15 protein-coding genes are annotated in these 18,001 nt (G+C 60.7%); 4 read left to right on the top strand and 11 right to left on the bottom strand.

The features are described 5' to 3' along the window. Positions 1 to 117: 117 nt before the first annotated feature. The gene (locus K9B37_RS01570) at positions 118 to 1,284 is read left to right on the top strand and encodes a calcium-binding protein (protein ID WP_224311032.1); all 1,167 of its coding nucleotides are present in this window, start codon (positions 118 to 120) and stop codon (positions 1,282 to 1,284) included. A gap of 135 nt (positions 1,285 to 1,419) precedes the next feature. On the opposite strand, the gene K9B37_RS01565 is transcribed toward K9B37_RS01570, so the two are convergent. Beyond that, a complete protein-coding gene (locus K9B37_RS01565; RefSeq protein ID WP_224311031.1) occupies positions 1,420 to 1,686 on the bottom strand; it encodes a hypothetical protein in 267 nt (88 codons plus the stop codon). A 113-nt stretch (positions 1,687 to 1,799) separates the two neighbouring features. After that, positions 1,800 to 5,270, bottom strand: coding sequence for a DNA polymerase III subunit alpha (gene dnaE / locus K9B37_RS01560; protein WP_224311030.1), 3,471 nt, complete (start codon positions 5,268 to 5,270; stop codon positions 1,800 to 1,802). Between the two features lie 651 nt (positions 5,271 to 5,921). Between dnaE and K9B37_RS01555 the strand changes: the two genes are divergently transcribed. Then, on the top strand, positions 5,922 to 6,944 hold the full coding sequence (locus tag K9B37_RS01555; RefSeq protein ID WP_224311029.1) for a SphA family protein: 1,023 nt from the start codon (positions 5,922 to 5,924) through the stop codon (positions 6,942 to 6,944). A gap of 503 nt (positions 6,945 to 7,447) precedes the next feature. After that, the gene (locus K9B37_RS01550) at positions 7,448 to 8,539 is read left to right on the top strand and encodes an AraC family transcriptional regulator (RefSeq protein WP_224311028.1); all 1,092 of its coding nucleotides are present in this window, start codon (positions 7,448 to 7,450) and stop codon (positions 8,537 to 8,539) included. Positions 8,540 to 8,565: 26 nt separating this feature from the next. Here K9B37_RS01550 and K9B37_RS01545 read toward each other — a convergent pair whose 3' ends face one another. Next, positions 8,566 to 8,742, bottom strand: coding sequence for a putative periplasmic lipoprotein (locus K9B37_RS01545; RefSeq protein ID WP_224311027.1), 177 nt, complete (start codon positions 8,740 to 8,742; stop codon positions 8,566 to 8,568). Between the two features lie 286 nt (positions 8,743 to 9,028). On the opposite strand from K9B37_RS01545, the gene K9B37_RS01540 reads away from it, so the two are divergent. Beyond that, positions 9,029 to 9,472 carry a lipid-binding SYLF domain-containing protein gene (locus K9B37_RS01540; RefSeq protein WP_224311026.1) on the top strand — a complete coding sequence of 148 codons (444 nt, stop codon included), beginning with the start codon at positions 9,029 to 9,031 and terminating at the stop codon, positions 9,470 to 9,472. Positions 9,473 to 9,579: 107 nt separating this feature from the next. On the opposite strand, the gene K9B37_RS01535 is transcribed toward K9B37_RS01540, so the two are convergent. From K9B37_RS01535 to nuoN, 8 genes are all read right to left on the bottom strand, one after another. Beyond that, positions 9,580 to 10,275, bottom strand: coding sequence for an ABC transporter ATP-binding protein (locus K9B37_RS01535; RefSeq protein ID WP_224311025.1), 696 nt, complete (start codon positions 10,273 to 10,275; stop codon positions 9,580 to 9,582). A 3-nt stretch (positions 10,276 to 10,278) separates the two neighbouring features. After that, on the bottom strand, positions 10,279 to 11,553 hold the full coding sequence (locus K9B37_RS01530; RefSeq protein WP_224311024.1) for a lipoprotein-releasing ABC transporter permease subunit: 1,275 nt from the start codon (positions 11,551 to 11,553) through the stop codon (positions 10,279 to 10,281). Between the two features lie 8 nt (positions 11,554 to 11,561). After that, on the bottom strand, positions 11,562 to 12,890 hold the full coding sequence (gene proS / locus K9B37_RS01525; protein ID WP_224311023.1) for a proline--tRNA ligase: 1,329 nt from the start codon (positions 12,888 to 12,890) through the stop codon (positions 11,562 to 11,564). A gap of 390 nt (positions 12,891 to 13,280) precedes the next feature. After that, positions 13,281 to 13,607 carry a DUF1467 family protein gene (locus K9B37_RS01520; protein ID WP_224311022.1) on the bottom strand — a complete coding sequence of 109 codons (327 nt, stop codon included), beginning with the start codon at positions 13,605 to 13,607 and terminating at the stop codon, positions 13,281 to 13,283. A gap of 19 nt (positions 13,608 to 13,626) precedes the next feature. After that, on the bottom strand, positions 13,627 to 14,031 hold the full coding sequence (mce, locus tag K9B37_RS01515) for a methylmalonyl-CoA epimerase (protein ID WP_224311021.1): 405 nt from the start codon (positions 14,029 to 14,031) through the stop codon (positions 13,627 to 13,629). 28 nt (positions 14,032 to 14,059) lie between these two features. Beyond that, positions 14,060 to 15,733 (bottom strand): ribonuclease J, encoded by a 1,674-nt coding sequence (locus K9B37_RS01510; protein WP_224311020.1) that lies wholly within the window; start codon positions 15,731 to 15,733, stop codon positions 14,060 to 14,062. 3 nt (positions 15,734 to 15,736) lie between these two features. Next, the gene (locus K9B37_RS01505) at positions 15,737 to 16,555 is read right to left on the bottom strand and encodes a biotin--[acetyl-CoA-carboxylase] ligase (RefSeq protein ID WP_224311019.1); all 819 of its coding nucleotides are present in this window, start codon (positions 16,553 to 16,555) and stop codon (positions 15,737 to 15,739) included. A gap of 1 nt (position 16,556) precedes the next feature. Next, the gene (nuoN, locus tag K9B37_RS01500; RefSeq protein ID WP_224311018.1) at positions 16,557 to 17,996 is read right to left on the bottom strand and encodes an NADH-quinone oxidoreductase subunit NuoN; all 1,440 of its coding nucleotides are present in this window, start codon (positions 17,994 to 17,996) and stop codon (positions 16,557 to 16,559) included. Between the last annotated feature and the right edge of the window lie 5 nt (positions 17,997 to 18,001).

Genomic DNA, 18,001 nt, shown 5'->3' with positions numbered 1-18,001 from the left:
AGAACGGAGCTGCGGCAAAAGGTGAAGACACCATCTCGCAGAAATGCATGATATAACCTTGTATTTTTAGCAATGTAATATAGTTAGATCGTCACTTAAATTGTTAGTGAGGATACTATGGCCCTTACCGTTACGAAAATCGAAGGCGGCTATTACGTCAGCTCGAACGGCCCCGACGATATTACCGATCAGACGGTGTCAGCGGCGTTGGCCGGCGCGACTCTCGGCGGCAACGATCATCTCGACCTCAAATCGAACAGCTCGCATAACCTGATCACTTCGGGCGGAGGAGATGACCTTATCACAGGCTTCTTGCAGGTCGGAGGCGTGATCGATGCAGGGGCAGGACAAGACACTTTAACTTTGCTATTCAATCCCGGCTCTACGGCGACCGAGACGCTGCTGCTCGGAGATGGAAATGACAGGGTCCAGATCTCGACGCCACAAGAATTTCAAGCAGAAGCCCATCGGAACATCGTGATATATGGCGGCAATGGCGACGACACTGTCACCGGCAGCGTCGACGATGGCGATTGGGTGTATGGTGGAAGTGGCAACGATACCATTGTTCTGGGTGGCACTTTTCGCCAAGCTCTCACCAACGAATACATTTCCTGGAAGTATGACGACGTTTTCAACAGAGCCTATGGAGACGACGGAAACGATACCATTGTCGGAGGCAAGGGTTACGACCTCATCTATGGTGGGGCCGGTAATGACGAGATTCATGGCGGCAGCAATTACCTCGCACCTCCCAACTCAGGCGATGTGATCAGGTATACCGGCGATCGCCTGTTCGGCGATGCCGGCAACGACAAGCTCTACGGCGAGGTCGGCAACGACAGTCTCGACGGTGGCACGGGCGCCGATCTGCTTTATGGCGGCACCGGCAACGATGTGCTGCTCGGAGGCGCAGGAAACGATCTCCTTGCTGGCGGTGCCGGACGAGATGTTCTGACCGGTGGGCTTGGCAGCGATAGCTTCGTGTTCGACACCAGCCCGAAGACGGCAAACATCGATACGATCAAGGACTTCAACGCTCGCTTCGACACGTTCCGTCTGGAGAACAGCATCTTCAAGGCGCTTGGGCCTGTCGGCCATCTTACTGCCGATGCTTTCACGGTCGGCAAAGTCGCCGTCGATGCCGAGGATCGGATCGTTTATGACCGGACGACGGGGAAGCTCTACTACGACAAGGACGGCGTTGGCGGCGCCGCACAGGTCCAGATTGCCATCCTGACCAACAAGGCCGCCCTCACGGCAGCAGATTTTCTGGTCGTTTAATATCCAGCAGGTTACCGAGCATGAAAGTCGCGTAAGAGCATATGGCTCCCACGATTTTCATGCTCGACAGCGGTACGATCGGCTCGCTGCGGCTCTATAGCCTCGAACCGCAGCGCTCATTTTGCCGATCCAAGTCTAGCCGTTGTCCTGGGACCTGTTGGCAGGATGCTTTTTCCTGGCTGGCTTCCCTGCGGGAGCCCCTTGCGATGACACAATCATCCTCTTCGCACGCTCTGCATCGGACATGGTGCTCGCACCTGACCCGGACAGCGTGGCGGCGTTCTGGGCGCGGCCAATTGCATCGATTGCCACCCCCGGCGGCAGAGAGTGCGCCATGACCTGGGAGCCTGCCAGCATCGGCACAACGAGAATTCCAGCGAATAGAAACACGCGAGCGGTCATCGGGACATCCTTTCAGGCAATGTATTTGAGCCGCCGAAGCGACGAACATCACCTTCCTTATCGGAAATCCTCCCGGACCGAGCCCTCCGAACGAAGGGGTGGAACGCTCTATCTCAGTTGATGTGCACGTCCACGACCCCCGGTACGGCGCGCAGGGCGCCGGCGATCTGGGGGGTCGCCATGTATTTGCCGGGCAGCCTGACCTCGACCTCCCGGTCGCCATCGTCGAGAATCAGCACGAGGGAGACTTCGCCCTCGCCTCTCGCCTTCAGGCGTTCAAAGACGCTGCCAATGGGCCGTTCGTCGCGCAGGAAGATCCGCATCCCTTTCTGATGCTTGGACACTGCCTCTTCCAGAAGCTCGGCCATGCCGATGCGCGCCCGCACCTCTTCACCTTCGACGCCCGCCTGGAGCATGAGCACGACGGCATTGCCGGGCTCGAGAATGTCGCGCAGGCGCTGGAGCCCCTCTGAGAAGATGATCGCCTCGAAATGTCCCGTCTGGTCGGACAGGTTGATGATGCCCATCTTGTTGCCGGTTTTGGTTCGCCGCTCCTGTCGGTCGAGAACGGTCGCAGCGACACGACCGACGGAGTTGCCGGCCTTCACCGAGCGGCTGAATTCCGCCCAGGTCTGGACCCTCAGCTTCTTGAGAAGGTCGCCGTATTCATCGAGAGGATGGCCCGACAGGAAGAACCCGACCGCATCATATTCCTTCTGAAGCTTCTCGGCCGCCGGCCAGGGCTCGTAGGGCGGAATGCGCAGCGGCACGTCCGCCGAGGCGACGCCGCCGAACATGTCGGCCATGCCGCCATTGGCCGCTTCATGGCATTGCTGCGCGAGGCTCATGATGGCATCCACCGTGGCGCAGGCCTTCGCCCGGTCAGGCTCGATCTCGTCGAAGGCGCCGGCCGCGATCAGATTCTCCAGCGTTCGCTTGTTGATCATGCGCGGATTGATGCGCCGGGCGAAGTCCGCAAGGCTTTGGAACGGTTTGTCGCCGCGCGCCTCGATAACCGCCTCGATCGCCTGCCGGCCAACGCCCTTCACAGCGGCAAGTGCGTAGAGGATCGCTCCGTTCTCCTCCTGGTCGTACTGCACGTCGAACACGACGCCGGAATGGTTGATCGAGGGCGGCTCGACCTTGATACCAAGACGCTGCGCCTCACGTCGGAATTCCGAGAGCTTGTCGGTGTTGTCGAGATCGAGCGTCATGGACGCCGCCAGGAACTCGACCGGGTGATTGGCTTTCAGGTAAGCCGTCTGGAAAGCGACGAGGGCATAGGCTGCCGCGTGGCTCTTGTTGAAGCCGTAATCCGCGAACTTTGCCAGGAGATCGAAGATCTCGTTGGCCTTCGCCTTGTCGAGCCCGTCTTTCGCGGCGCCAGAAAGGAAACGCTCGCGCTGCGCGTCCATTTCCGACTTGATCTTCTTGCCCATCGCACGACGGAGCAGGTCCGCGTCGCCGAGCGAGTAGCCCGCGAGCACCTTGGCGACTTCCATCACCTGCTCCTGGTACACGATGATCCCGAAGGTCTCGCGCAGGATCGGCTCCAATTTGTCGTGCGGATACCAATCCTTCTTGTTGTGCTCGTCCTTGCCGAGTTTGCGCGCGCAATAGACCGGGATGTTGGCCATCGGGCCCGGACGATAGAGCGCCACGAGGGCGATGATGTCCTCGAACCGGTCCGTCTCCATCTCGACGAGGGCTTTGCGCATGCCCGCCGATTCCACCTGGAACACGCCGACGGTTTCGCCTCGCTGCAGCATCTCGTAGGATTTTCGGTCGTCCAGCGGCAGTGCCGAAAGATCGACCTCGATGCCTCGGCGCCGAATGAGATCCACCGCTGTGCGCAGGACGGTGAGCGTCTTGAGGCCGAGGAAGTCGAACTTTACGAGGCCAGCCTGCTCGACCCATTTCATGTTGAACTGGGTCACCCGCATACCGGTTTTCGGATCTCGGTAGAGCGGCACCAGCTCCTGGAGTGGCCGATCGCCGATCACCACGCCGGCCGCGTGTGTCGAGGCGTGGCGGTGCAGGCCCTCGAGTTTCTGCGCGATGTTAAGCATGCGCTTGACGACAGGCTCTTCGTCGATTGCCGCCTGGAGCTTCGGCTCGCCTTCGATGGCCTGCGCCAGGGTCACCGGATTCGCCGGATTTTGCGGCACGAGTTTGGTGAGTTTGTCGACCTGCCCATACGGCATTTCGAGGACGCGGCCGACGTCGCGCATCACGCCGCGCGCCAGCAGCGTTCCGAAGGTGATGATTTGCGCCACCTGCTCTTCGCCGTAGCGCTTCTGCACATAGTCGATGACCCGCTCGCGGCCCTCCACGCAGAAGTCGATATCGAAATCCGGCATCGAGACGCGTTCCGGATTGAGGAAGCGCTCGAACAGCAGGCTGAAGCGGATGGGATCGAGATCCGTAATCGTCAGCGCATAGGCCACGAGTGAGCCGGCGCCCGAGCCGCGGCCGGGGCCCACCGGAATGTTGTGGTCTTTCGCCCATTTGATGAAGTCGGCCACGATCAGGAAGTAGCCCGGAAACTTCATGTTCCGGATGATGCCGATCTCGTAGGCGAGACGATCGTGATAGTCCTGCTCCGTCAGACCGGGTGCGGGGCCATGAGCGGCAAGGCGCCTGCGCAGCCCCTCCTCGGCCTGGCGCTGCAATTCCTCGCCCTCGTCCAGGGCGGCAGCGTCCGGCCCGATCCCGAAGCTCGGTAGGATGGGCTTGCGCGTCCTCACACGAGTGGAGCACCGCATGGCGATCTCGACGCTGGCCTGCAGGGCATCCGGCAGATCCGCGAAGAGCTCCATCATCTGCTTGCGGGTTTTGAAGTCATGCTGCGGCGACAACCGTCGACGGTTGTCGTCGGACACGATCCGCCCGTCGGCAATGGCCAGCAGCGCGTCGTGCGCCTCGTAATCGGCAGGTGAGGAGAAGAAGGGTTCGTTGGCCGCAACGATAGGCAGCCCATTGCGGTCGGCAAGATCGATCAGCGCGTGCTCGACGAGACGTTCCTCATCCAGGCCATGGCGCTGGATTTCCACATAGAGCTGATGACCGAAGGCGTGCTTGAGAGCTTCGAGCCGTGCCTGCGCCAGCTCATGCCGCCCCTCGCGAAAGGCGGTGTCGAGCGGGCCCGTGAGACCGCCGGTGAGCGCAATGAGACCCTCGCAATGCTGTGCCAAGGCGGGAGCGAAGACACGGGGCGCCTCTCCAAGCGGCACGCCGAAATAGGCATGGCTCACGAGGCGCATGAGATTCCGATAACCTTCATCCGTCTGGGCCAGCAGGACTATGCTGGCGGGCTGCGGAAGGATGCGGGCGACAGGATCGGGCTCTTCGAAGCAGACCGACAGCTGGACGCCGGCGATGGGCTGAATTCCCGATCCGGCCAGCTTCTCAGAGAATTCCAAGGCACCGAAGAGATTGTTGGTATCCGTCAGGGCCAGCGCCGGCTGCTTGTCCGCCGCCGCCAGCTTCGCCAGTTGCGCGATCTTCAGGGCTCCCTCGAGCAGCGAGTACGAGGAATGGACGTGCAGATGCACGAAGCCGATATCGTGAAGGAGGCGCGCCATGAAACCCAACTCGGAAACCGAACTCGAGACGGCGCGTATTGTGGCACGATTCTCCTCACCCGAACCTTGCCACGGAACTCGTTCCTGTGAATCCCGGCCTACGCCATCGGCGAGAGGGCCAGCGCCCATAGCGCTATGGCAGATCCGAACATCGCAAGGGAAGCGATTTCAGCGGCCGTTCCAAGAATTGTGCGAACCATGATGACCTCCTTGTTCCTGATAAGTTCATCATTGTTCGTTGTATGTTCTGTGTAAAGCAGTGGATATTGGTACCCTGCGACGTGAGTCAACGAAGCGTTAACAGGGCGTGTATCGCCCGAGCATATGCCCAAGAAGGCTCATCTCTGCCTCTTGCGCCGCAAGCAGAACATCCGTTTCGACCGACGCGAATGCCCGTTGTCCACAGGGTCGCTCAACTGCACCCAGGCGTTTCCGCAGCCGTATTCAGGGTTTTTCCTAAGTGCTGCGGTCGAGCGTTCCCGGTATGGATAAGGGTCTGCCCAAGGCATGCCGCGCCATGTGGCCTATCCTGATGCCAGTGATCACGGCATGTATGCTTGGGTCCAGCTCGCTCCGCGGCCAATCGAGCTGGAGCCGTCTCGGCAACCGGCTTCCTCATGCCGCTGACAGTCTGATGAAAGGTCATGCGCGATGCCGCGTCTCGAAAGGCTCCGATACCTTACGGCGACGGGATTAGGGCTGACGATCCTCACGATGATCGCGCCCATGGACCCGGTCTGCGCTACGGAGGGCGGTGCTAGCCTGTATCTTCCCGGCTTCCATGGAGCCGGCGCGGCGCTTGTCCCGCCACCTGGCTTCTACTTCGAGAACGATTTCTACATGTATTCCGGAGAACTCAGCAGCGGGCGGCGTATCCAAATCGGCGGAGCGGTCCTCTCGGACGTGCGTGCCGAAGCGAGAGCCAATTTCGTCACGGGGACATGGGTCACGCCGCTTGAGATCTTCGGCGGCAGTCTTGCCTTCGGCGTGAGCGTCCCCTTCGGCGTGCCTCGCGTGAGTGCTGGTGTGGTGATCGCGGCGCCGCGCCTTGAACGCGCCTTCTCGTTCAGCCAGCGGGACGCCACCTTCAATCTCGGTGACCCGATCGCGACGGCGCTGGTCGGCTGGCATGTGGGCAACTTCCATTGGGCCATCAGCGGGTCAGTGAACATTCCATCCGGAGCCTATCAGGATGGCCAGCTTTCGAACCTGTCGTTCAATCGTTGGATCGGCGACGTCTCGGGCTCATTCACTTGGCTCGATCCTACATTGGGTCTCGATATCTCCGGTGTCGTCGGCTTCGAGATCAACGGCGCAAATCCCGATACGGACTACAATAGCGGCAATGCCTTTCACGTTGACCTTTCCATTACCAAGAACTTGACCAAGGAGTTTTCCTTAGGAGTGCTTGCCGGCTACTACCATCAGGTCTCCGGCGATGATGGCCAAGGCGTTAGCGTCGGTCCATACAAAGGACGTGTTCTGGCGGTCGGCGCGACCGCCGGCTACAACTTCGCCGTCGCAGGAACGCCAGTGACCGCACGCATCAAAGTCCTGCGCGAAGTGGACGTGGAGAACCGCCCACAGGGAACCATCGGCCTGTTTACGGTGGCTTTTCCGCTTGGAGGCTCCGCCGCTCCTGCAGCGCCGAAACCTGTCACCGCGAAGTACTGAAAAGCGTCAGGGAATGGGCTTGGTGGATCCGGATTCAGGTATCACCGCAGTGACATCTGAGGGAAAGACCTGATGGCGGCGGGCTGATCCTTGGTCATGATGAAGGGGCACAACGCGCAACCCTTATCCTCGTTCACAAGGGCCTTGGCATGAGCAAGCGCAGAGCCTCGACTATGGGAAGAGGCATACAGGAAGCTTCAGCCGCGTCGAGATCGCAGCCACCTCCCTTGGAACAACTCTCATATCCTCATCACTTTCCGTGATGTTCGCGAGAGGATCAGCGCCACCGCACGACGGCAGATCCGAATGTCGCTAGGGGAATGAATTTCAGCTGCCTTAAGATAATGACCCATTCGGCAATCCCACATCCCCGATAACTCTATCGTGTAGTTGCCAGGAATAGCCACGCTTCCTCTCTGCCACAATCTAGACCATTTACTATATTCGACTTTGCATCATCGGCCATGCCGATCACAAATAGAGCGCCATAGGGGGCAAATGCGATGGAGAACATCGTGTTTCCGGCCGCAAATACTTATGAATCGCGCTCCACTACAGGCGCACCAACGAAACGAATGCTCCAGGCTGGCCATGTTCACATCGGCGCCGCCATAGAAATCGTCCCAACCCTGCGCGATTTCGGCATTGATCCCGATCCGATCATTCGACAAGTGGGGTTGGAGCCGAGCCTCTTCAGTGACAGCGACAACATGGTCCAGCAGACCGCCATGAACCGACTGCTGCCCCTCTGCGTCACTCGCACCAGTTGCTCGCATTTCGGCCTCCTGGTCGGCAAACGCGCCACGATACGGTCCCTAGGACTGGTGGGTCGGCTGATGCAGCATTCGGAGACCGTGAGCGATGCGGTGAACACCCTCGTGTCCCATATGCAGGTTCAGGATCGCGTCGTCGTTCCCTCGTTCACCATCAACGACGACATCGCCCTACTCACCCTCTCCGTTTATCGGCCCCAAACCGAGAGTGCCAACCAGATCTCCGACATTACGCTCGCCGCTACCGTTAACGCACTGCGCTCACTCTGCGGGGCTAGCTGGAATCCGACTGAGGTGTTTCTGCCGCGAACCGCTCCTCGAGACCGTGAACCTTTCTGGCGCCATTACCTGGCGCCCGTGCGTTTCAATCACGACACGGCAACCATCGCGTTCCCGAAGCAGGATCTGGACATTCGCATTACCGGAGCCGATCCGCTGCTGCGGGATATGCTGGAGCAGCGGATCCAGCAACTTGCAGGCCCTCAGGGAATGGACATCAAGGACGATATTCGGCGGCTGCTGCGCACGCGCCTCGGGAACGGTCCCTGTTCGGCCGACGAGATCGCAAAGGTGTTTGCAATGCACCGGCGCACCTTGAGCCGCCATTTGAGAGACGGTGGGGTGACCTACCGAGCCCTCACCAGTGAAATGCGTTTCGACATCGCGCGCCAAATGATCGAGAACACCGATGTATCGCTCAGCGAGATCGCACTGATCCTCGGCTATTCCGAACTCAGTGCATTCACCCGCGCGTTCCGAAGCTGGTCGGGACAAACTCCGAGTGCCTGGCGAAACGCCGTATACGCGGACAAGAGGGGATGAGCGGCACGCATCACCACAAACCGTGCCTAGCGATAGAGACCCCGCATCGGCATCGCCGCGCCACCGAAACCATCGTTGCGCATTGCAGGTGCCTGCGTCGCCTGAGACGCGACGTAATTCGGCGGCCGATATTCAGCTTCCGGGTTTGACATGCAACCCGCGAGGAATAGGCTCACAGCGAGAATGAAGATCACAATACGCATGGGGCATTCCATGTGTCTACCGATCACAGATCAAGTGATCGCGCGCCAGAATTCAACTTACCCTAAGCTTAACCTTATTGTTTGGCAATTCACGCGGACGTCACATCTCCCGCACAAGCTGGGTACTACATGAGAGTTATCGTCCGTTTACTGCTCACCGCCAGCACAAGATACTGATATGCTGGACTATAGCGCCTCCGAACCAAAGACGAACTGATTAAATATGCTTCTGAATGCGCAACAAAAAGCTTGCTGCCGTACTCGCCAGAGAAGAGAGGATAAGTCCATGCTGAAACTGAAACACGCTCTGTCGTCGAGTCTGCTTTCCCTCGGGCTGGCACTCGCGCCCGTCCTCGCCACGCCCGTGTGGGCCGCGACTGGCTCGGTCCACATTGAGATCGCCAAGGCAGGTTTCATCGTCGGTGTCGGAGGCGGCAGAGGAACGCTTACCTTCAATGGTCGCCGCTATCCATTGAGCATTGGCGGATTGAGTTTCGGTGCGACAATCGGAGCCTCGAAGGCCGAGCTGTACGGAAGAGCCTATAACCTGCGGCGCGCGTCAGATATCGCGGGGACCTATACGGCAGTTAGCGCCGGTGCCGCTGCCGGCGGTGGCGCATCCAGCATTCGCTTGCAGAACGCCAGAGGGGTCGTTCTTGAACTGCGCGGTCGCACCATCGGACTGGAACTGAACGTCAATGTGAGTGGGGTTGAAATCAGCTTGCGTTGAATCACGACCGGATACCTGCATCGTCGGAAAGTCTCCGCCGACACATGCCCGGCGGTACGCAACGTCCCTGAGTGAAAGGAGCGGCTCTTGCTGTACCGAGGGCAGCGTCACGGGAGCTGCACGATGACCCCGTCGCGAATGGTAACGCGGCGATCCATGCGCGCGGCTAGGTCGAGGTTATGGGTCGCGATCAGGGCCGCGAGCTTCGAGGCTCGGACGATGGCGACCAGGGTCTGGAACACCCGGTCCGCCGTGTGAGGGTCGAGATTGCCCGTCGGCTCGTCCGCAAGAAGGAGCCTCGGCGCATTGGCGACCGCGCGGGCAATGGCAACGCGCTGCTGTTCGCCTCCTGAAAGCTCGCCCGGACGATGATCGAGCCGCTTTCCGAGCCCGAGGAAGTTCAGGATCTGCGTCGCGCGCTCCTGCGCGTCGTTCTTTTTCAGCCCGCGGATAAGCTGAGGCAGCACGACGTTCTCCAGCGCGGAGAACTCTGGCAGTAGGTGATGGAACTGATAGACGAAGCCGAGTTCCTCGCGCCGCAGCCGCGTGCGATCCCGATCCCCCATGGCAGCAGTCGGTTGTCCGCCTACGAAGACTTCGCCGCCATCCGGCTTCTCGAGCAAACCGGCGACGTGAAGCAAGGTCGATTTTCCGGTTCCTGAGGGAGCGATGAGCGCAACGATCTCGCCCGGCCAGATGGCAAGATCGGCGCCGCGCAGCACCTCGAGATGCCCCTCCCCTTGCGGATAGCGGCGCTCGACTTGGCTGAGATAGAGGGCAGGCTTCTGTTGGCCGGAGGACATGATCTAACCGTAACGCAACGCCTCGACCGGATCGAGCTTCGCAGCACGCCAGGAGGGATAGAGTGTCGCGAGCAGAGACAGGACCATCGCCATGACCAGAATTGTCGTGACCTCGGTCGGATTCACATCCGCCGGCAGGCGGCTGAGGAAATAGAGCTCCGCCGGAAACAGGTTGGTGTTGGTAAGGTAAGAGATGAAATTGCGGATGCTTTCCACATTGAGCGCCAGCACCAGCCCGAGGGCAAAACCCGCAATCGTCCCGACGATGCCGATGGATGCGCCGGTGATCAGGAATACCCGCATCACGGCCCCGCGCGTGGCTCCCATCGTCCGCAGGATCGCAATGTCGCTCGACTTGTCCTTCACCAGCATGATCAGGCCGGAAATGATGTTGAGAGCGGCAACCAGAACGATCAGCGTGAGGATGAGGAACATCACGTTCCGCTCCACTTCGAGGGCACCGAAGAAGGTGCGATTGCGCTGTCGCCAGTCGGTCATCAGGATCTGCCGGCCCGCAGCCTCCTCGATGGAGGCGCGCGCCTCATCGACCTTGTCGGCATTGTCGAGATAGACCTCGATCAACTGGACATCGTTTGGCCGATTGAAATAACTCTGCGCCTCGGTCAACGGCATGTAGACGAAGCTCGAGTCGAACTCGGACATGCCGATCTCGAACACCGCCCTGACCGGATATCCCTTGATGCGCGGCGCCGTCCCGAACGGCGTCGAGGCGCCGCGCGGCGTGATCAGCGTCAGCGTGTCGCCGGCCTGAATCGACAGCGCTTCGGCCAAGCGCCGGCCGATGGCGACCCCGCCGCTCTGATCGAAATCCTCCAGGGTGCCCTGGCGGATATTGCCGGCGATGTGCTCGATCTTTCTCAGGTCATCGCCGCGAATTCCGCGCACGAGAACACCGCTGCCGCCATATTGGGATGAGCCGAAGGCCTGCCCTTCAATGATCGGCAGAGCGCGCTTCACTCCCGGCACGGCTGCGATGCGCTTCGTCACCTCTTCGTAGTCGGTAAGCGGCGTTTCGATGGGAGCGACGAAGATATGGCCGTTGATGCCGACAATCTTGTCGAGCAGCTCCTTTCGGAAGCCGTTCATCACCGACAGCACGACGATGAGGGTCGCTACACCCAGCATGATCCCGAGGAATGAGAAGCCCGCGATGACCGAGACGAAACCTTCCCGCCTGCGCGTGCGCAGGTAGCGCCCAGCGAGCATCCACTCGAAGAGCGAGAAGGGTTTCGTTCCGGTTTGCGCTGCCTTGGCCATCGCACCCTTTAGGAACGGTTGCCGAGATAGGCGAGCACGTTGTCGAGGGGAAGCAGTTCACGCTCGCCCGAGGCACGATGCTTCAGCTCGACCTTGCCGTCGGCGAGGCCCTTCGGCCCGATCACCACCTGCAAGGGAATGCCGATGAGATCCGCCGTCGCGAACTTGGCGCCGGGACGCTCGTCGCGATCGTCGTAGAGCACATCGTATCCGGCTGCCGTGAGCTCCCGGTAGAGTTTGTCGCAGGCCTCGTCCGTCGCGGCATCGCCTGCCTTCAGGTTCAGAAGCGCCACGTCGAAGGGGGCCACCGCCTCGGGCCAGATGATGCCGTTCTCGTCGTGGCTTGCCTCGATGATCGCCGCGACCAGGCGGCTCGGGCCAATGCCGTAGGAGCCCCCGTGGACTTCATGCTCCTGGCCGTCAGGACCCATCACCTTCGCCCCCATGGGCGCGGAGTATTTGGTGCCGAAATAGAAGATATGACCGACCTCAATGCCGCGGGCCGACATCTTCTTCTCCGCCGGGACAGCGGCAAAGCCTGCCTCGTCATGCATCTCCGAGGTTGCGGCATAGAGCGATGTCCACTTGTCCACGGTGCTCTGGAGACCCGTGACATTGTCGAAATCGGTGTTCTCGGGCGGTGTCGGGAAATCGAGATAGTCCGCGTGGCAGAACACCTCGCTCTCGCCCGTGGAGGCCAGAATGATGAACTCGTGGCTCAGATCACCGCCGATCGGGCCCGTATCGGCCCGCATGGGGATCGCCTTCAGGCCCATCCGGGCGAAGGTCCTCAGATAGGCCACGAACATCTTGTTGTAGGAATGCCGGGCACTCTCCTTGTCCAGATCGAAGGAGTAGGCATCCTTCATCAGGAACTCGCGGGAGCGCATGACGCCGAAGCGGGGCCGCACTTCGTCTCGGAATTTCCACTGGATATGGTAGAGGTTGAGCGGCAGATCCTTGTAGGAGCGCACATAGGCCCGGAAGATCTCCGTGATCATCTCCTCGTTGGTGGGGCCGAACAGCATTTCCCGCTCATGCCGGTCCTGGATGCGCAGCATCTCCTTGCCATAGGCGTCGTAGCGTCCGGACTCGCGCCAGAGGTCCGCCGACTGGATGGTCGGCATCAGCAGCTCGATGGCGCCGGAGCGGTTCTGCTCCTCGCGAATGATGGCGTTGACCTTGTTGAGGACGCGAAGGCCCAACGGCAACCAGGCGTAAAGTCCAGCGGCCTCCTGCCGGATCAGTCCGGCGCGCAGCATGAGCCGATGGGACACGATCTCCGCCTCTTTGGGCGTCTCGCGGAGGATGGGCAGGAAGTAGCGGCTCAAACGCATGGAACGCCTTCGGATCGATCAAGGAAGAGGATGAGGTTACGACTCGGTTTCAGCACACAATACAGCCCCTTGGCAAAAGACAAGCTGTCATCGCCGCCGAGGGGTACTGCGGCTCCACTTATACGAAAGAGTAATGAGAATTGTGCCAAAAATTGCATCAACCCCTGCCAAAAAAGATGACAGCGCTTTCCTGCCCCCCTATAAAGCAAGGGCTAACGTCTTCACCTTTCATAGGTCAGAGGTTGCGGTCCGAGTTTCGGGAGGAACAAGGTCCTCGTGCGCCATTACAGGCGACGGCGAAAGAAAGCCAAGGATTAAAAGTTGCCAAAAGGCAGTAAAGCAAGGCGAAAGCCTTGCTTTTTTCTTTGTCTACGCACCTTGCCTGACGATTTACAGCCCGGACAGCGGCAAGACTCCCGCGACAATCACCAGCACCACGGCCGAAACGAACGTCGTCCAAAGAGCCTTCTCCCGAAGGCCGGGAGCCGCCGGAGCGCCCGGCTCGCTTCCTTCGACCACCTCCCCCGCCTCCGCCTGGCTGCGGATACCGAACGGCAGGATGGCGAAGAGAAGGGTCCACCAGATAATGAAATAGAGAGCGGTGCCTCCGCTGATCCGTAGCTCGAAGGTCATCACAACAACGGCGACCGCGAGAGCCGAGACCGCGACGACCACCGCGGTGGTGCCCCAAAAAGATTCGGAAAGATTTTTTACCATTTGAATCAAGATCTTAACCTCACGCCTGCTCCAGCTCGACCAGCGCTCCCAGGAAGTCCTTGGGATGCAGGAAAAGGACCGGCTTCCCATGCGCTCCGATTTTCGGCTCCCCAGAACCTAGAACCCTGGCCCCTTTGCTGACCAGCTGATCCCGGGCGGCTCCGATATCCGCGACCTCATAACAGATATGATGAATTCCCCCGTCCGGATTCTTCTCGAGGAACTTGGCGATGGGGGAATCCGAACCAAGAGGCTCCAGGAGTTCGATCTTGGTGTTGGGAAGCGTGATGAAAACCACCGTCACCCCATGCTCGGGAAGCGCTTCGGGCGCGGATACCTGAGCTCCGAGGGTGGAGCGATAGACCTCGGAGGCCACGCTGAGATCGCGGACAGCGATGGCGACGTGATTGAGACGACCGATCATTCTCATTGAATCCGTTAAACCGGGCTCGTCATACCTCGACGACGAGGACATGGCACGCTGGCTTCTTGCCCCAGGCCTCATTGACGGCTGAACGGACGCCGCGATGGACGGCGGTTTCCACGGCCTCGGGGTCCCGTCGCCGGGCCTTGGGCAGGCCTTTCAACACATCACCCACCACATCGGCAATGAGATCCAGCATGATCTCGCCCTGGCGGTTCTTTTCCGGCAGCCCCATGGCGTCGACGATCGGATCACCTGCCAGCTCGCCCCTGTCGTCGATGGCGATGGCAACCGTCACGATGCCGGCGAAAGCGAGCTTGCGTCGCTCAGGCAGGGCGCGCTCGCCGGCCGCGATCACGATGTTCCCATCCTTGTAGAGACGGCCGGCAGGCAGCCGATCGATGATCTCAGCCAGACCGGGCGCCAGGCGCACCAAGGTGCCGTTTCGCGCCTGCACCACCTCCTGTGCACCCTGCGCGCGGGCGAATTTCGCGTGCTCCGCGAGATGCAAGGCCTCTCCGTGAGCCGGGATGGCAATCTTCGGCCTGGTCCAGCGATACATCTGTGCCAGCTCGCCTCGGCGCGGATGGCCCGAGACGTGCACCAGCTCGGTACGGTCCGTGATGATTTCGATGCCCTGTTCGACAAGGCTATTGATGATCGCCCCGATCGCCCTCTCGTTGCCCGGAATGGCACGCGACGAGAAGATCACCCGATCGCCAGCGGATAGCGCAATGTCCGGATGCTCGTCCTGCGCGATACGAGCGAGGGCCGCGCGCGGCTCCCCCTGCGAGCCAGTCAGGAGCGCCACGACCTTGTCGCGCGGCAGATAACCGAAGGCGTCGGGCGAGCGGAACTCGGGAAGGCCCTCGAGGAAACCGCACTCTGTTGCCACGTCGGCAACGCGCTCCATTGCCCGACCGACGATCACCACCTCACGTCCGCATTCGCGCGCTGCCTCCGCCACCGAGCGAATACGCGCCACATTCGACGCGAAGGTGGTGACGGCGACCCGGTGCGGCGCATCCTTGATCAGCGCCGCGAGGTTCTTCGAGACGTCCGCTTCGCTCGGACTCTCACCCTCGCGGACGACATTCGTGGAATCGCAGACAAGGGCAAGCACCCCCTCGTCGCCGAGATGGCGGAACGCCTCCTCAGATGTCAGGCTGCCGAGATAAGGTGTCGGATCGAGCTTCCAATCGCCCGTATGCACAACCAGCCCAAGCGGCGTCCGGATCGCGAGCGCGTTCGATTCCGGAATCGAGTGCGCGACGGGCACATATTCGATGTCGAAAGGTCCGGCCTTGATGTGCTGGCCTGGAGCAATCTCCTTCAGCTCGATCTTCGGCGCATTGGGCTCGTTCAGGCGGCGCGTTTCCAGCAGGCCAGCCGCGAAGCGCGTCACGTAAACCGGGGCGCGAAGCCGCGGCCACATCTCGACGAGAGCCCCGATGTGATCCTCGTGTGCGTGGGTGATGAAGATGCCAAGAAGATTGTGACGCTCTTCCTCGATGAAACGTAGATCCGGATAGACGACATCGATGCCGGGGAGATTCTCCTCTCCGCCAAAACCCATTCCACAATCGACGAGGATCCACTGCCGGTTCATTTCCGGGCCGAACCCGTAGAGCGCAGCATTCATACCAATCTCGCCCAACCCACCAAGGGGCAGGAAGACCAGTTCATCTTGTGCGGAAGCCATCGGTCAGGACCTTGTCGCGTTGGGGGTGAGCTTGCCTATATCGTGTTGCAAATGAGGAAAATAAAGATCACCCGCATCGATCAGTTCCATGCCGTCCGCGGTTTTCAATTGCAGACGGCCGTGAGGATCAAGCCCTTCGAAGCGCCCTTGCTTTGCACCGGTCGGCAAGCGAACGGTCACCTCCTGCCCCATTCCTGCACCTCGTTCGAGCCATAGGCGCCGAATAGGGCCGAAAGGATCCGACGGATTGAGCCGCGCGGCGGCCTGCCATGCCGCAAAGATGCGTGCGAAGGATGCGGACAACGCTGCAAAGACCTGATCCCGCTCCAGATCCGCCTTCAGAACCCGCAGCGACTTTGTCGGATAGGGTGTGCCGCCCGGAGAGAACGCGACGTTCACGCCGATGCCGATGACGATCGTGAGCGCGCCGTTGATGCGATGCCCTTCGAGCAGCAATCCTGAGACCTTCGCGCCATCGAGAAGAAGATCGTTGGGCCACTTGAGCGCGAGACGCGGATGGCCAATGCCGGTGATCGTCTCTATGGCTTCGTGCAGGGCAAGGCCTGCGACGAAACCCAGCTGCGGTGCCGAAGCCGCATCGCACGGATCGACCAACAGGAGGCTCGCATAGAGATTGCCGATCGGCGACGACCATTGCCGGCCGTGCCGTCCCCTCCCCGCCTGCTGCTCGGCAGCGACGATCCAAAGCCGACCCGGATCGCCGTCGCGCGCAGCTTGAAGCGCATCGTCGTTTGTCGAGCCCGTCGCTTCGAGTGAGAGAAGCCTGTAGCCGGCAGTCTCGGCTTCGTGCGACAGCCTCACGTCAGAACAGGGACCGCGCGGCCGCCGCTGCTGCAGCGTTCAGCGGTGCCGGAACCAGGACATAGAGGACCACGAACACGCTGGAAAGCGCCAGAACCAGCTTCACGCCTGCTGGCATGGCATCGTAGCGCTCGCCCGGCTCGTCGAAGTACATGACCTTCACGATACGCAGGTAATAATAGGCGCCGACGACGCTCGTGACCACGCCGATCACCGCCAGCGTCACCAGGTTCGCCTTGATGGCGGCATTGAACACCGCGAACTTGGCGAAGAAACCTGCCAGCGGCGGAATGCCGGCGAGCGAGAACATCATCATCGCCAGGCAGAAAGCCAGCATCGGATGCGTGCGGGCGATGCCGGAGAGATCATCGATCTTCTCGAACATCACGTTGCCGCGGCGCATGCCCAAGATTACCGCAAAGGTTCCAAGGGTCATGGCCAGATAGATTGCCATGTAGATCGCCACACCCTGGATGCCCTCGGGCGTGCCGGCGGCGAGACCGATGAGCGCATAGCCCACGTTGCCGATGGACGAATAGGCCATCAGGCGCTTGATGTTGCGCTGACCAATCGCCGCGAAGGAGCCGAGCGCCATCGAGGCAATCGAGATGAAGACGATGATCTGCTGCCACTGATCGAGAATGCCCGGGAAGGCATAGACGAAGACGCGCGTCGCCATGGCCATGCCGGCCATCTTGGGAGCCGCGGCGAAGAATGCGGTGACCGGCGTCGGCGAACCTTCATAGACGTCGGGCGTCCACATGTGGAACGGCACGGCCGAAATCTTGAAGGCGATGCCCGCGGCGAGGAACACGAGGCCGAAGATGAGACCGCTGCTGACGGACCCATGAAGCGATGCCGCGATGGTCGGGAACGATATCGTCCCGGTGAAGCCATAGACGAGCGACGCGCCATAAAGCAGCATGCCGGACGACAGGGCACCGAGGACGAAATACTTCAGGCCGGCCTCTGTCGAGCGCACGTTGTCACGGTCGAAGGCCGCGATCACATAGGACGAGAGACTTAGCAGCTCGAGGCCGAGGTAGAGCGCGATCAGGTCGTTGGCCGAGATCACCATCAGCATGCCGATGGTCGAGAGCACGATCAGGATCGGATACTCGAACCGGGCAATGCCCTCTCGCCGCATGTAGTCCATGGACAGGATCACACTGCTGGCAGAGGCGATCAGCGTCAGCGCTTTCATGAATTTCGCAAACGAGTCGACGACGAACGAGCCGCTCATGGTCTCGACACGCTCGGAAGGCAGCATCAGGACCGCAACAAACGCGAGTGCCAGCAGCACCAGCGCAATGCCGTTCATGGCCTCGGTCGAACGCTCGCCGCGAAATGCGCCAAACAGCACCAGCACCAAGGCGCCAGCCGCCAGAATGATCTCGGGCAACGCGGGTCCAAGGACGGGAAAGGTGAGGACGGTATTCATCGTGA

Origin of the sequence: Microvirga puerhi, assembly GCF_020089865.1 — a bacterium.
Lineage (GTDB): Bacteria > Pseudomonadota > Alphaproteobacteria > Rhizobiales > Beijerinckiaceae > Microvirga > Microvirga puerhi.
This window is presented reverse-complemented; position numbering and strand designations above follow the sequence as displayed.